Source organism: Kitasatospora albolonga, from assembly GCA_002082585.1.
In the GTDB taxonomy this organism is placed as follows: domain Bacteria; phylum Actinomycetota; class Actinomycetes; order Streptomycetales; family Streptomycetaceae; genus Streptomyces; species Streptomyces stephensoniae.
The window spans coordinates 7,565,900-7,581,355 of sequence record CP020563.1 but is presented as its reverse complement, the minus strand read 5'-3'; the positions used below and the strand labels follow the sequence as shown (position 1 = coordinate 7,581,355).

Annotated in this window: 1 protein-coding gene; it reads right to left on the bottom strand. The window is 75.2% G+C overall.

Going from position 1 to position 15,456, the window contains the following annotated elements; all coding sequences use genetic code 11:
- Positions 1-6 precede the first annotated feature (6 nt).
- The gene (locus B7C62_33070; GenBank protein ID ARF76576.1) at positions 7-15,450 is read right to left on the bottom strand and encodes a polyketide synthase; all 15,444 of its coding nucleotides are present in this window, start codon (positions 15,448-15,450) and stop codon (positions 7-9) included.
- Between the last annotated feature and the right edge of the window lie 6 nt (positions 15,451-15,456).

The following is a 15,456-nucleotide window of genomic DNA, read 5'->3' as shown; positions in this document are numbered from 1 at the left end:
TCGGGGTCATGACAGGCCGAGCTCGTTGTCGATGAGGTCGAAGAGTTCGTCGTCGCTGGCGCCGTCCATGCGGTCCTCGAGGGAGCCGCCCGCCGTGCCGTCGCCCGCGGTGGCCGCCGGGTCGAGGCGCCCCAGGAGTTCCCGGAGCCGTCCGGCGAGCCGTTCGCGGTCCGCCGGGTCGTCGACACCGCCGTCGAGGGCGCCTTCCAGGCGGTCCAGTTCGGCGAGGCCGGGGACCGGGCCGGGTGCGGCGTCGGGGACCAGTTCGGCGGCGAGGTGTGCGGCGATCGCGGCCGGGGTGGGGTGGTCGAAGAGCAGGGTGGCCGGCAGGGGGTGGCCGGTGGCGGCGCGCAGCCGGTTGCGCAGTTCCACCGCCGTCAGCGAGTCGAAGCCGACCTCCAGCAGACCGCGTCCGGGCTCGACCTCGGCCGGGCCGCTGTGGCCGAGGACCAGGGCCGCGTGGGTGCGGACCAGGTCGAGGAGGACCCGGCCGCGCCGGGGCTCGTCCAGGGAGCCGAGGCGCTGCTTCAGCGCTTCGGGCCCGTCGGGGCCGGTACCGGTGGCGGGACCCGCGACGGCCCGCCGGGCGGCGGGGCGCACCAGGCCCCGGAGCAGGGCGGGGACGCCGCCGGTGGCGGCCTGGGCGCGGACGGCGGCGGTGTCGAGCCGCAGCGGGAGGAGCACCGGCTCTTCGAGGGTGGCGGCCGTGTCGAACAGCGCCACTCCCTGGGCCGGTTCGAAGGCGATGATCCCGCCCCGGGCGATCCGTCGCAGGTCCGCCTCCGTGAGCCCGCCGGTCATCCCGGTGCTGTTGGCCCACAGGCCCCAGGCGAGGGAGCGGCCGGGCAGCCCGTCGGCGCGGCGCCGGTGGGCCAGTGCGTCCAGGAAGGCGTTGGCGGCGGCGTAGTTGCCCTGCCCCATGCCGCCGAAGACTCCGGCGATGGAGGAGAACAGGACGAACTCGGAGAGGTCAAGCCCGGCGGTGAGTTCGTGCAAATTGACGGCCGCGTCCACCTTGGGGCGCAGGACCAGGTCCAGTTGCTCGGGCGTCATGGTGGCGACGACGCCGTCGGCCAGGACACCGGCCGCGTGGATCACCCCGGTCAGGGGGTGTGCGGGAGGCACGGCAGCCAGCAGGGCGGCCAGGGCGTCGCGGTCGGCGGCGTCGCAGGCGGCGACTTCGGCGTGCGCGCCCAGGGCGGCGAGTTCGGCGATGAGTTCCGCCGCGCCGTCGGCGGCGGGGCCGCTGCGGCTGGTCAGCAGCAGGTGCCGGACGCCGTGTTCGGCGGCCAGGTGGCGGGCGATGTGGGCGCCGATGGCGCCGGTGCCGCCGGTGATCAGGACGGTCCCGTCGCCGGACCAGCCGGGGGTGCGGCCGGGGGCGGCCAGCGGTACGCGGGCGAGCCGGGCGATGTGGACGGCCCCGGCCCGGATCGCGAGCTGGGGTTCCCCGGAGGCGAGGGCTTCGGCGAGGACGGCGGGCGGGGTCTCGTGGGCGTCCAGGTCCAGCAGGACGAAGCGGTCGGGGTTCTCGGTCTGCGCCGAGCGGACCAGGCCCCAGAGCGCGGCCAGGGCCGGGTCCGGGACGTCGTCGCCGGTCACCGGCACCGCGCCCGCGGTGACCAGGACCAGCCGGGAGCCGGTCAGGCGCTCGTCGGCCAGCCAGCCGCGCAGCAGGGCGAGGACCGTGCCGAGGCCGTCGTGGACCGTGTCGCGGAGGGTGCCGGGCGGCGCGTGCGGGACGGGTCCGGGCGGGCAGGGGGCCAGGACCACCCGGGGCGGCTGCTCGCCCGCGTCGAGCAGGGCGGAGAGCGCGGCGAGGCCGGTGACCGTACGGCCGGGGAGCGGCACGGCACCGGGCAGGGGGGTCCCGGTGCCGAGCACGGTCCAGGACTCCGGGTCGGAGACGGTGTCCGCCCCCGTCCCGGTGCGCTCGGGCAGGGGGTGCCACTCGGGGCGGAACAGTTCCTCGTGGTGTCCGGCGCGTGTGGCCCGGAAGCGGTCGGGCGAGACGGGCCGCAGGACGAGGGAGCGGGCCGAGACCACGGGCCGCCCGGCGGCGTCGGTCGCCCGTACGGCGACGGCGTCGCGGCCGGTGGGGGTCAGCCGCAGCCGGAGCTCGGTAGCCCCGGAGGCGTGCAGGCGCACCCCGTTCCAGGAGAACGGCAGCCAGCCCTGCGCGGGTCCTTCCAGTACGTCGAAGACCAGCGCGTGCAGGGCGGCGTCCAGCAGGGCCGGGTGCAGGCCGAACGCGGCGGCGTCCGGCCGCTGCTCCTCCGGCAGGCTCGCGACGGCGTACACCTCGTCGCCCAGCCGCCAGGCCGCGCGCAGGCCCTGGAAGGCGGGGCCGTAGGCGAAGCCGCCGTCCGCGAAACGGTCGTACAGGCCCTCCGTGTCGAGAGGGACGGCTCCGGGCGGCGGCCAGGCGGCAGGGTCGCCCAAGTCCGCCTGGTCCGTCAGGTCGGACGGTTCTGCCGGGCCGGAGTCCTCGGCGGAGGTGAGGAGACCGCTCGCGTGCCGGGTCCAGGGGGCGTCGGGGCCGTCGTCGGCGGCCCGGGCGTGGACGCTCAGCGGGCGGGTGCCGGAGGCGTCCGGGCTGCCGACGGTGAGCTGGAGGGCGACGGCTCCGCCCGACGGGAGCACCAGCGGTGCTTCCAGGGTCAGTTCCTCGACCTGGCCGCAGCCCACCTGGTCGCCCGCGCGGACCGCGAGTTCCAGGAACGCGGTGGCGGGGAACAGCACGCCCTCGTAGACGCCGTGGTCGGCGAGCCAGGGGTGGCTGCGGACCGAGAACCTGCCGGTGAAGAGGAAGCCGTCGGAGTCCGCGAGTTCCGTTCCGGCGCCGAGCAGCGGGTGGTCGACCCTCCGGAGTCCGGCGGCGGGCAGGTCCGCGGTGGCCGGACCGGCCGCCAGCCAGTAGCTGCCGCGCTGGAAGGCGTAGGTCGGCAGGTCGACGGCGGGGCGGGACGGGCCGCCGGAGTGGACGGCGCTCCAGTCCACGGGGACGCCCGCGACGTGCAGCCGGGCCAGGGCGGTGGTCGCCGCGGGCGCTTCGGGCCGGTCCTTGCGCAGCAGGGGCAGCAGCAGGGGGCTGTTGGTGGTGTCAGCGGTATCGGTGCCTCCGGTGGCTCCGGTGCCTCCGGTCAGGCAGTCCTGGCCCAGGGCGGTGAGCGCGCCGTCGGGCCCGAGTTCCAGGAACGCGGTGACACCGTCGCGCTCCAGGTGACGTACGCCGTCCTGGAAGCGGACGGTGCCGCGCACGTGCTCCACCCAGTAGTCCGGTGAGCCGAGTTGCTCGGCAGTGGCCGGCTCGCCCGTCAGGTCGGAGATGACGGGGACGGTGGCCTCCCCCGGGACGATCCGGGCCGCGACCTCGCGGAACTCGGTGAGCATGGGCTCCATGAGGGGCGAGTGGAAGGCGTGGGAGACGCGCAGCCGACGGGTCTTGCGCCCGCGCGCGGCGAGTACGGCGGCGATCTCGTCGACCACCGCCGCGTCGCCCGAAATCACGGTCGAGGCCGGGCCGTTGACCGCGGCGAGACCGACGGCGCTCTCGCGGCCCGCGAGCAGCGGCAGTACCTCCTCCTCCCCTGCGGCGAGGGCGGCCATCGCGCCGCCCTCCGGGAGGGCCTGCATCAGCCGTCCCCGCGCGACGACCAGCCGCGCGGCGTCGGGCAGGGTGAACACGCCCGCGACATGGGCGGCGGCCAGCTCGCCCACGGAGTGGCCGAGCAGCCGGTCGGGACGTACGCCCCAGTGCTCGACGAGCCGGAACAGGGCGACGCCGAGGGCGAACAGGGCGGGCTGGGTGTACTCGGTACGGTCCAGCAGACCGTGGCACCGGTCGCCGGGGCCCGCGTCGATCACCTCCCGCAGCGGGTGGTCGAGCAGCGGGTCGAGTTCCGCGCAGACCGCGTCGAAGGCGTCGGCGAAGACGGGGAAGCGCGCGTACAGTCCGGCGCCCATGCCGGTGCGCTGGCTGCCCTGTCCGGGGAAGAGGAAGGCGGTCTTCGCGGCCGGGCCGGTGACACCGCTCACCAGATCCGCCGACGGCTCTCCGGCGGCGAGGGCGGTGAGCCCCTGGAGCAGGGCCTGCCGGTCCGTGCCGGTGAGGGCGGCCCGGTACTCGAAGGCGCTGCGGTTCAGCGCCAGGGAGCGGCCCAGGTCCGCGACGGTGAGGGCCGGGTGGCGCTCCACATACCGCAGCAGCCGGGCGGCCTGCCCCCGCAGCGCGTCCGCGCTGCGGGCGGAGAGCAGCCAGGGCAGGGCAGGGGCGGTGGACCCGGCCTGGCCGGACGGGTCGGGGATGGTTGCCTGGGTCGGCGCGGGGGCGGCGGCCGGGGCAGGTTCGGACGCGTCGGGAGCAGCGGGCGCCGCAGCCCCGGCCCGTCCCGACACGTCAGGAAGGCCGGACGCGTCGGGAAGGCCGGGCGCGTCGGGAAGGCCGGGCGCGGCGAAGGTGTCCCCCGGTGCCTGCACCAAGTCGGCGGCCTGAGCCGGTTCGACGGGCTGTTCCAGGATGGTGTGGGCGTTGGTGCCGCTGACGCCGAACGATGACACGGCGGCCCGCCGGGGGCGCCCGGTCTCCGGCCACGGGGTGTCGTCGGTGAGCAGCCGGACCGCTCCGGCCGACCAGTCCACGTGAGGGGTCGGCGTGTCGACGTGCAGGGTGCGCGGCAGCTCGCCGTGCCGCATGGCCTGCACCATCTTGATGATGCCCGCGACTCCGGCGGCGGCCTGGCTGTGCCCGATGTTCGACTTCAGCGACCCCAGCCAGAGCGGCTCGTGCGCACCGCGTTCGCGGCCGTACGTGGCCAGCAGCGCCTGGGCCTCGATCGGGTCGCCCAGACGGGTCCCGGTGCCGTGCGCCTCCACCGCGTCGACCTCGGACGCGGTCAGCCCCGCGTCCGCCAACGCCGCGCGGATCACCCGCTGTTGAGAGGGGCCGTTGGGGGCGGTCAGGCCGTTGCTGGCGCCGTCCTGGTTGACGGCGGAGCCGCGTACGAGGGCGAGGACCGGGTGGCCGTTGCGCCGGGCGTCCGAGAGGCGTTCCAGGACGAGGAGTCCGGCGCCCTCGGCCCAGGAGGTGCCGTCGGCGGCGGCGGCGAACGGTTTGCAGCGGCCGTCCTCGGCGAGCACCCGCTGCCTGCTGAACTCCACGAACGCGCCCGGTGTCGACATCACGGTCACCCCGCCGGCCAGCGCCAGCGAGCATTCGCCGGACCGCAGCGACCGGGCCGCGAGGTGGACCGCGACCAGCGAGGAGGAGCACGCCGTGTCGACGGTCACCGCGGGGCCTTCGAGGCCGAGGCTGTAGGAGATCCGCCCGGACGCCACGCTGCCCGCGCTGCCGATGCCGAGGTAGCCCTCGAACTCCTCGGAGGGTTCGGTGACGCGTGACCCGTAGTCGTGGTGGCTGCATCCGACGAAGACGCCGCTCGGGCTGCCCTTGAGCGACAGCGGGTCGATACCGGCCCGCTCGAACGCCTCCCAGGAGAGTTCCAGCAGCAGCCGCTGCTGGGGGTCGATGGTCAGCGCCTCACGCGGGGAGATCCCGAAGAAGGCCGGGTCGAAGCGGTCGGCGTCGTGGAGGAAGCCGCCTTCCCGCGCGTAGGTGCTGCCGACCTGTTCCGGGTCGGGGTCGTAGAGGCCGTCCAGGTCCCAGCCCCGTCCGGTGGGGAAGCCGGTGATCGCGTCCTGCCCGTTCGCGACGAGCTCCCACAGCTCCTCGGGGGTGCTGACGCCGCCGGGGTAGCGGCAGCTCATGGCGACCACGGCGATCGCCTCGTCCTCGGGTACCGCGACGGCCGCGGGCACCCGCCGGGGGGTGTCGGGCGCCTCGGTGGCGGGTGCCCCCGACAGTTCGGCGCGCAGGTGTCCGGCCAGGTCCGTGGCCGTGGGGTAGTCGAAGGCCAGGGTCACCGACAGGCGCAGGCCGGTGGCGGCGGCGAGGCGGTTGCGCAGTTCGACGGCGGTCAGCGAGTCGAAGCCGATGTCCTTGAACGCCTGGTCGGGTCCCACCGCCTCGGGCCCGGGGTGGCCGAGCACGGCGGCAACCTCCCGGCGGACCAGGTCCAGCAGCGCCCGGTCCCGTTCCGCCGGGGGCAGTTCGGCCAGCCGCAGGGCGGGCGGCCCGTCGCCGTCGGCGGTGCTCCGGGGCCCGCCCGGGGCGTCGAGCACCTCCCGTACCTCGGGCAGGTCCCCGAGGGCGGGGCTGGGCCGGAGCGCGGTGTACGCCCGGGTGAAGCGGTCCCAGGCGAAGTCGGCGACGAGGACGGCCGTGTCGTCGTGGTCGAGGGCCCGGTGCAGCGCGACCGTGGCCGTGGCGGGGTCCATGGCGGGCAGGCCGTCGCGGATCAGCCGTTCGGCGACCGCTCCGGAGGCGAGGCTGTCGCCGCCCCACAGGCCCCAGGCCACCGAGGTGCCGGGCAGTCCGAGGTCGCGGCGGTGCCGGGCCAGGGCGTCGAGGTAGGCGTTGGCGGCGGCGTAACTGCCCTGGCCGGTGCCGCCGAGCGTGCCCGCGAGCGAGGAGAACAGCACGAAGGCGGTGAGGTCGAGCTCCCGGGTGAGCTCGTCGAGGTTGCGGGCGCCGTCGAGCTTGGGGCGCAGGACCCCGGCCGCGCGTTCGGGGGTGATCGCGTCGATGACCCCGTCGTCGAGGACGCCCGCGGTGTGCAGCACGGCGCGCAGCGGGCGCTCGGCCGGGATACCGGCGAGCAGTTCCGCCAGTGCGTCGCGGTCCGCGACATCGCAGGCCACGGCGGTGACGGCGGCGCCGAGGCCGCGCAGTTCGGCCAGGAGGTCATCGGCCCCCGGTGCCTGTGCGCCGCGTCGGCTGGTGAGCAGCAGGTGGGCGGTGCCGGTACGGGCGAGCCACCGCGCGATCTGGGCGCCGAGGCCGCCGGTGCCGCCGGTGATCAGGACCGTGCCCTCGGGAGTCCAGTCGCGTACGGGGGCGGTGTCGCCGAGTCCGGCGTGGACGACCCTGCGGCCGTAGAGGCCGGTGGCGCGTACCGCGAGCTGGTCCTCGCCGTCGGGGCCCGTCAGCGCTTCGGCGAGCCGGGTCGCGGCCCGGTCGTCAAGCTGTCGCGGCAGGTCGACCAGCCCGGCCCAGCGCTGCGGGTACTCGACACCGGCGACCCCGCCGAGCCCCCAGACCAGGGCCTGGAGCGTGCTGCCGATCCGGTCGGAGCGGCCGACCGACACCGCGCCCCGGGTGGCGCACCAGAGCGGGGCGTCGGTGCCGAGGTCGCCCAGGGCCTGGAGGAGGGCGACCGTCAGGGTGAGGCCGCGGGGAAGCGCCGATCCGCCGCCGTGGGGTTCCTCGGCCAGGGCGAGCAGCGACAGGAGCCCGGCGGGCGGCCCGTCGGTGCGGTCGTGGGCGTCGCGGAGCAGTGCGGCGAACCGTGTCCGGTCGGCCGCGTCGGGGCCCGCCTCGACCAGGACGGGGGTGGCGCCGTGTCCCCGCAGGGAGTCCACGGCGAACGTGACGGCCGGGTCGTCGGCGGTTCCGGCCGGGGCGACGACAAGCCAACTGCCGCTGAGCCGGGGCGGTTCGGGGGCGGGCAGGGGCTTCCAGGCGACCCGGTAGCGCCAGCTGTCGGCGGTCCGGTCGTCGGCCCGGCCGCGCGCCCACGCGGCGAGGGCGGGCACCAGGGAGGCGAGGGAGGACCGCAGTTCCCCGTCCTCGACCCGCAGGGTGGTGGCGAGGGCGTCCAGGTCCCCGTGGTCGACGGCCTCCCAGAAGCCGGAGTCGGCCGGGCCGGTGCCGGTGCCAGTGCCGGCCGTGCCGGTGGCGGATCGGTCGGGGGCGGACCGGTCGGGGGCGGACCGGTCGGGGGCGGACCGGTCGGGGGCGGTGGCCTCCAGCCAGTAGCGCTGCCGCTGGAAGGCGTACGTGGGCAGGTGCCGCGTACGGGCGCCGGTTCCGGCGAACACCGTGCCCCAGTCCACCGGCAGTCCCCGTACGTGGAGTTCGGTGAGCGCGGTGAGGAAGCGGCCGGGGCCGCCCTCGGTACGGCGCAGGGTGCCGACGACGGCTCCGTCGCCGACCCCGGCCGCTTCGACGGCCTGCTGGAGCCAGACGGTCAGCGCGGGGTGGGTGCTGCACTCGACAAAGGTGTGGTGTCCGTCGGCGATGAGCGCGTCGACCGCCCGTCCGAACTCCACGGGGCGGCGCAGGTTCTCGTACCAGTACGCGGCGTCCAGGCCCTGGGTGTCCACGGGGCCGCCGCTGACCGTGGAGTAGAACGGGATGGCGGACGTCCGGGGCGCGGTGGGGCCGAGGAGGGTGAGCAGCTCCTCCCGGATCTCCTCCACCTGGGGCGAGTGTCCGGCGAAGTCCACTCCGGGAACCGGCCAGGTCAGGACGCCCTCCTCGGCGTACCGCTCGCTGAGCCGTTCCAGCGCCGCCGGGTCGCCGGAGACCGTCACCGACGTCGACCCGTTGACGGCGGCGATGTCGAGTGCCCCGTCGTGGGCGGCGAGTGCTTCGCGTACGGCTTCGGCGGGCTGCGGCACGAACAGCATGCCGCCGCGTCCGGTCAGGGCCAGCAGGGCCCGGCTGCGCAGGGCGACGATCCGGGCCGCGTCGTCCAGCGAGAGCGCACCGGCCACACAGGCGGCGGCGACCTCCCCCTGGGAGTGGCCGACCACGGCGTCGGGGACGATCCCGTGCGCCCGCCACAGCTCGGCCAGCGACACCATCACGGCGAACAGCACCGGCTGCACCACGTCCACCCGGTCCAGCGGGGGCGCGTCGGGCTCCTCCCGCAGGACCGCGAGCGGCGACCAGTCCAGATGCGGGGCGAGGGCGCGTTCACAGGCCGCGATCCGGTCGGCGAAGGCCGGGGCGTGGTCGAGGAGTTCCCGGGCCATACCGGCCCACTGGGAGCCCTGGCCGGGGAAGACGAAGACGGTCCTGGACGGCCGGGCGACGGTGCCTTCGACCAGGCCGGGTGCGCGTTCTCCGGCGGCCAGCGCGGCGAGGCCGCCCAGCAGGGCCGTACGGTCGTCGCCGACGACGGCCGCGCGGTGCTCGAAGGCGGTCCTGGTGGTGGCCAGGGAGTGGCCGATGTCGACGGGCGACAGTTCCGGATGCTCCGTCAGGTACGTGTGCAGCCGCTCCGCCTGGGCCTTCACCGCGTCGGCGGTCCGCCCGGACAGGACCCAGGGGACGACGGCCTGCGAAGTGCCCGCGTCCTCCGCACCGGACCCGGCGGTGAGTTCGGGTACGACGGCGGGTACGGGAGGCACGTCGGACGTGACAGCGGATTCGGATACGACGGCGGGTTCGGGCCCCATCGGCACAGCAGGTGACATGAGCGCGGGCTCGGCGGGCGGCTGCTCGATGACGACATGGGCGTTGGTGCCGCTCAGGCCGAACGAGGAGACTCCGGCCCGGCGCGGGCGGCCGGTCTCCGGCCAGGGCGCGGCCTCGGTCAGCAGCTCGACGGCGCCCGCCGTCCAGTCGACGTTCGGGGACGGCCGGTCGATGTGCAGGGTCCGCGGCAGCTCGCCGTGCCCCATGGCCAGCACCATCTTCATGATGCCGCCGACCCCGGCGGCAGCCTGGGTGTGCCCGATGTTCGACTTCAACGACCCCAGCCGCAACGGCCTTTCGGCGGGCCGGTCCTGACCGTACGTGGCCAGCAGCGCGTCGGCCTCGATCGGGTCGCCGAGACGGGTCCCGGTGCCGTGCGCCTCCACCGCGTCCACATCGGCGGCCGTCAGCCGGGCGTCGGCCAGCGCGTCGCGGATCACCCGCTGCTGGGCCAGGCCGCTGGGCGCGGTCAGCCCGTTGCTCGCGCCGTCCTGGTTGATCGCCGAGCCGCGCAGCACCGCGAGCACCGGGTGGCCGTTGCGGCGGGCGTCCGAGAGGCGTTCCAGGACCAGCAGGCCCACACCCTCGGCCATGCCGAAGCCGTCGGCCGAGGCGGCGAAGGACTTGCAGCGCCCGTCCTCGGCGAGCCCCCGCTGCCTGCTGAAGCCGGTGAACGACAGCGGGGTGCCCATCACCGTGACGCCGCCCGCCAGGGCCAGCGAGCATTCGCCCGAGCGCAGCGACCGCGCGGCGAGGTGGACCGCCACCAGGGACGAGGAGCAGGCCGTGTCCACGGTCACGGCGGGCCCCTGGAGGCCGAGTTGGTAGGCGACCCTGCCGGACAGGACGCTGGTGGAGATGCCCGCGATGAACAAGCCCTCCAACTCTTCGGGGACCTCGCTGAGGGTGCCGCCGTACCCCTGGTAGGAGGCGCCCGCGAAGACCCCGGTCGGGGTGGAGTGCAGGGTCGTCGGGTCGATACCGGCGCGCTCGATCGCCTCCCAGGAGGTTTCGAGCAGCAGCCGCTGCTGCGGGTCCATGGCCAGGGCCTCGCGCGGGGAGATCCCGAAGAAGGCCGGGTCGAACCGGTCCGCGTCCCGGATGAATCCGCCTGCGGCGGCGTAACTCCTGCCGGGCCGGTCGGGGTCCGCGTCGTACAGCGCGTCGAGGTCCCAGCCCCGGTCGGACGGCAGCCCGGAGACGGCGTCGCGCCCGTCGGCGACCAGGCGCCACAGGTCCTCGGGGGTGCGTACGCCTCCGGGGTAGCGGCAGCTCATGGAGACGATCACGATGGGGTCGTCGTCCTCGGCGGGGGCCGCAGGCGGGAGCTGCCTGACGGTGGCGGGCTCCTCGCGGGCGCCCAGCAGTCCGGTCTCCAGGTGCCGGGCGAGCGCGGTCGCGGAGGCGTAGTCGAAGACGACGGTGACCGGGAGCCGCAGGCCGGTGGCGGTGTTGAGCCGGTTGCGCATGTCCACGGCGGTCAGGGAGTCGAAGCCCAGGTCGCGGAAGGCACGGCCGGGGGTGACCGCGTCCGGCGAGCCGTGGCCGAGCACGGCGGCCGCGTGGGTGCGGACCAGGTCGACCAGCACCCGGGTCCGCTCAGCCACGGGGAGGGGCTCCAGCCGGTCGCGCAGCGCCGAGGAGGTCTCCTCGGCCCCGGTTCCGCCGGTCGCCTGTTCGGCTGCCAACGCAGCCCGTACCTCGGGAAGTTCACCGATCAGCGGGCTCGGGCGCGCCGAGGTGAACACCGTCGCGAAGCGGTCCCAGTCGATGTCCGCGACCACGGTCACTGTCTCGTCGTGGTCCAGGACCTGCTGGAGCCCGGTGATCGCGACGGCGGGCTCCATGAAGAGCACGCCATGGCCGCGCAGGTTCTCCTCCACCAGTTCGGCGGCCATCCCGCCCCCGCCCTCGGGGTCCCAGATCCCCCACACCACGGAGGTCGCGGCGAGGCCACGGCTCCTGCGGTCCTCGGCGAGGCCGTCGAGGCAGGCGTTGGCGGCGGCGTAGGCGCCGTGGACGGCGCTGCCCCACACCCCGGAGATGGAGGAGAACAGCACGAACGCGTCGAGCGTGTCCCGGTCGAAGAGCAGGTCCAGGTTCCTGGCCCCGCCCGCCTTGGCGTGGAGGGTGTCGGCGAACTCGTCCATGTCGGTGTCGGGCAGGGGAACCAGCAGCCCGGCCCCCGCCGCGTGGAAGACGGTGCTGATGCGGTGGCCGTCCTGTTCGAGGCCGTCTTTCAGCGCGCGCAGGGCTTCCAGGTCGGCGACATCGCACGAGGCCAGGGTGACCCTGGTACCGAGGGCGGTGAGCTCCTCGGAGAGCTCAGCCGCACCCGGCGCGTCCGCTCCGCCCCGGCTGACCAGCACCAGGTGTGCGGCGCCCCGCCGGGCCAGCCAGCGCGCGATCTGCGCGCCGATCCCGCCGGTACCGCCGGTGATCAGCACGGTGCCCCCGGGCCGCCAGCTCCGCCCCGGCGCGGTGTCGCCCAGGGCGGACCGGACCAGCCGCCGGCCGTGGCAGCCGGTGGCCCGTACGGCCACCTGGTCCTCGTCCCCGGCCTCGCCCGCCAGCACCCGGCACAGCCGGGGGGCGGTGGCCGCGTCGAGGACCTCCGGGAGGTCGATCAGACCGCCCCAGCGCTGCGGGAACTCCAGCGCGGCGACCCGGCCCAGCCCCCACAGCAGACTCTGCGCGGCGCTGACCGCGCTCCCGGTGTCCGTACCCCCGACCGACACCGCGCCCCGGGTCGCCCACCACAGGGGCGCGTCGATCCCGGCGTCACCGAGGGACTGCACCAGGGCCAGGTTGAGGGCGGTGCCCAACGGGACGGAGGGGTGCGCGGAGTGCGGGCGCTCGTCAAGGCCCAGCAGCGACAGCACGCCCGTCACCGGGCCGGGCAGCGCGTCGAGAGAGGCGCGGAGCCGGTCGGCCAGCACGGCGCGGTCGGCCTCCGCCTCGGTGAGCCGTACATGGACCACCGAGGCCCCGGCCCGCTCCATGACGTGGACGGTCGCCTCGGACCGGCGTACCCCGTCCTCAGGCTGACCGTCCGACGACAGGACGAGCCAACTGCCGTCCAGCGCGACGGCCGGAGGGCCCTCGGGCAGGGCGCGCCAGGTCACGCGGTAGCGCCAGGAGTCGACCACCGAACGCTCGGTGCGCTCGCTCCGCCAGGTGGCGAGGGCGGGGAGCACCACGTTCAGCGGGTCCTCGGGGGCCACCCCGAGGGCCGTGGTGAACCGGTCCAGGTCGCCCCCGCCCAAGGCGTCCCAGAAGTCGTCACCCTCCGCTGACGTACGGGAAGGGCCGCCCGCCGCCGGGCCGGTGTCCTCCAGCCAGTACGGGCGGCGCTGGAAGGGGTAGGTGGGCAGGGAGACGCCGTCCGGACCCGGACGGTGCCCGGCGAACACCCGGTCCCAGTCGGGCGACAGGCCGCCCGCGTGGGCCTCTCCCAAGGAGGTCAGGAAGCGGTCGAGGCCGCTCTCGCCGCGCCGCAGCGTGCCGACGACCACGGCGGGGCCCTGCGCGGAACCGGCGGTGTCGACCCGGTCGGCGGTCTGCTGGACACCGAAGGTGAGCACGGGGTGCGGGCTGGCCTCGACGAAGAACCGGAAGCCCTCCCCCAACAGTGCCTCCGTCGCCTTCCCGAACTGAACGGTCTCGCGCAGATTCCGGTACCAGTACTCCGCGTCCAGACCCTTCGTATCCAGCCAGCCCCCCGTCACCGTCGAGAAGAACGGCACCGCACCGGAAAGAGGCGTAATGCCTTCCAGGGCGGAGAGCAACTGCTCACGGATCTCCTCCACATGGGAGGAATGCGACGCGTAGTCCACCTCGACCAGCCGCGCCCGCACGTCCTCCCCCACCAACTCGTCCACCAGGGCTGTGACGGCGTCCGCGTCACCGGAAACCACCGTCGCCGACGGGCCGTTGACCGCGGCGACCGACAACCGGCCCGCCCACAGGGCGATACGCTCCCGCACCACGTCCACCGGCAACGGCACCGACGCCATACCACCCCGCCCCGCCAACACCCCCACCGCACGGGAACGCAACGCCACCACCCGCGCCCCGTCGTCCAAGCTCAACCCACCCGCCACGCAAGCGGCGGCAACCTCCCCCTGCGAATGGCCGACCACCCCGTCCACGGCCACACCGAACGACCGCCACACCTCAGCGAGCGACACCATCACGGCCCACAGCACCGGCTGCACCACATCAACCCGAGCCAACAACCGCTCCGACCCCAGCGCCTCCGTCAACGACCAGTCGACGTAAGGCGCCAACGCCCGCTCGCACTGACCCATCCGCGCCGCGAAGACCTCCGACTCCCCCAACAGCTCCGCAGCCATCCCCACCCACTGCGACCCCTGCCCCGGGAAGACGAGCACCGACCGCCCCGACGACACCCCGTCGCCCCGCACCAGCCCCGGCACCGAGCGGCCCTCGGCCAGGGCTTTCACGCCGTCGATCAGCCGGTCCCGATCGGTTCCCACGACCACGGCCCGTCGCTCGAAGGCGGTACGGGTGAGGGCGAGGGCGCGGCCGGTGGCGGCGGCCCGCAGGGGTTCGGGGCCGACGCTCAGGTGGGCCAGCAGCCCGGCCGCCTGGTCGCGCAGCGCCTGGTCGGTACGGCCCGAGAGCACCCAGGGCAGCGGGTACACGTCACCGTCGGCAGCGGGTTCGGCCACCTGCTCGGCTTCCGGTTCGGCTTCCTCCGCCGAAGCCGCCGGGGCCGCCGGGGCCTGTTCCAGGATCAGATGGACGTTGGTGCCGCTGACGCCGAAGGCGGACACCCCGGCCCGGCGCGGGCGTCCCGTGTCGTCCCAGGCTCGGGACTCGGAGAGGATCTCCACGGCTCCCGACGCCCAGTCGACCATGGGTGTCGGCCGGTCCGCGTGCAGGGTTCTGGGCAGTTCGCCGTGCTCGATCGCCTGCACCATCTTGATGACGCCGCCCACTCCGGCCGCCGCCGAGGTGTGGCCGATGTTCGACTTCAACGAGCCGAGCCACAGGGGCCGGTCAGCGGGCCGGTCCTTCCCGTACGTGGCCAGCAGCGCCTGGGCCTCGATCGGGTCGCCCAACCGCGTCCCCGTACCGTGCGCCTCCACTACGTCCACGTCCGACGCCACCAGCCCCGCGTCCGCCAACGCCGCACGGATCACCCGCTGTTGGGACGGGCCGCTCGGCGCCGTCAGGCCGTTGCTCGCCCCGTCCTGGTTCGTGGCCGAGCCACGGATGACGGCCAGTACCTGGTGTCCGTTGCGGCGCGCGTCCGACAGCCGCTCCAGCAGCAGCACGCCGACACCCTCGGACCAGCCGGTTCCGTCCGCGTCGGCCCCGAACGCCTTGCAGCGGCCGTCGGCGGACAGCGCGCGCTGGCGGCTGAACGCCACGAACGCGTCGGGGGTCGCCATCACCGACACCCCGCCGGCCAGGGCCAGCGTGCAGTCGCCCGCCCGCAGGGCCCTGATCGCCAGGTGCAGGGCGACCAGGGAGGAGGAGCAGGCCGTGTCCACGGTGACGGCGGGCCCTTCCAGGCCCAGGGTGTAGGCGATCCGGCCGGAGACCACGCTGCTCGCGGTCCCGGTGTCCAGCAGGCCCTGGACGTCGGGGAGGTGGCGCGAGCCCGCGCCGTAGCCGTTGCCGATCGCGCCGAGGAAGACGCCCGTGCCGGTGCGCCGTAACGTACGGGGGTCGATCGCGGCCCGCTCGACCGCCTCCCAGGCGGTCTCCAGGGCCAGCCGCTGCTGGGGGTCGGTCGCCAGGGCCTCGCGCGGCGAGATGCCGAAGAACTCCGCGTCGAAATCGGCCGCGTCGTGGAGGAAGCCGCCGTGCCGGGTGTAGGAGGTGCCGGGCTTCTCGGGGTCGGGGTCGTAGAGGCCCTCCAGGTCCCAGCCCCGGTTGACCGGCCAGGCGGAAATCGCGTCGGTGCCCCGGGAGACCAGGTCCCACAGCAGCTCGGGCGTGTGGGCGCCACCGGGGTAGCGGCAGGCCATCGAGACGATGGCGATCGGTTCGTGGCGGGCCTGCTCGGCCTCGCGCAGCTGCTTCCGGGCGTCACCGAGGTCCGCGGTGGCGCGCCTGAGGTAGTCGAGCAGCTTCTTGTCGTCGGAGTCGGACATCAGTGC